Source organism: Polyangium fumosum (assembly GCF_005144585.1).
GTDB lineage: Bacteria > Myxococcota_A > Polyangia > Polyangiales > Polyangiaceae > Polyangium > Polyangium fumosum.
Genome location: NZ_SSMQ01000193.1, coordinates 1 through 958 on the forward strand (window position 1 = coordinate 1; position 958 = coordinate 958).

1 protein-coding gene is annotated in these 958 nt (G+C 70.7%); it reads left to right on the forward strand.

The window, feature by feature from the left end; genetic code table 11:
- Positions 1–858, forward strand: an 858-nt coding sequence (locus E8A74_RS53710; protein ID WP_170230033.1) for a hypothetical protein, incomplete at its 5' end; no start/stop codon positions are given.
- Between the last annotated feature and the right edge of the window lie 100 nt (positions 859–958).

Consider the following 958-nt stretch of genomic DNA (forward strand, 5'->3'; position numbering starts at 1 on the left):
ACCGACATCGTCTCCCGCCTCGGCGACGCCACCGAATCCGAGGCGCGGCTGGAGCTCGAAGGGCTCCGCAATGACGACTTCATCGCGAAGGGTCGGCGCATCGGCACGCCTCGCCTGGCGAAGGAGCTCGCGCGCAATTACGGCCTCCTCGCCGATTGGCTCCTCACCGCCAAGGCCGAGCAGCTCGACCTCCTCGGGTTCGTCTCCGCCGATTGGCTCCGCATCGCCGCCTGGGCCGCGCGGCAATCGGAGACCCATTACGACGCCAATCAGAAAGGCGCGTCCCTCGGCGCCGCGGAGAAGCAGATCCGGCAAACGCAGGCCGAGGAGCTCGGCGCGGAGGCGAAGCAAGCGCGCGATCGGCTCCGTGGCACGCTCCTCCACCTCGCCGGCGGGATCCCCGGCTGGGTCACGCGGATCGACGCAGCGTACGCGACCCCGGGGACCCAGAGCCCGATCAGCGACGCCCTCGTCGCGCTCTGCGACGTCGCGGACGCCCTCTTGACGGATCCGTCCCCCGGCATCGTCAAGCGCCGCGCGCGCAATCGATTGGATATGAATGCCGTGGGGCGATTCCGCGACCTCGCCCTCTCCGCAGCGCAGGCCCTCCGCGACGCCGCCTCGGTCGCGCCGACCGCGCCCGTCTCGCAATCGCAGGTGGACCTCTGGGACGGCATCGCCATCACCTTCTTCGAGCAGCTCGTCGACGCCCTCGAACAGGCCCGTGAGGTGGACCCCACGATCCCCGCGCCCTCGATCATCGGACTGCGGGGCTGGTTCCGCCGCGCGTCCCGCAAGAACCGCGGGGACGCCGACGCCAGCACGAGCGAGAGCGAAGCAGATCAGACGGACGCTTGACGAAAGCGCACGGCGCGCAGGGGAGCCTGCCCACGAGCGCACCCGTGGGCCGGCCCTTCGCGGCAAATGCGTCAGTCGTCGTCACACGAGAAGCGCGCGA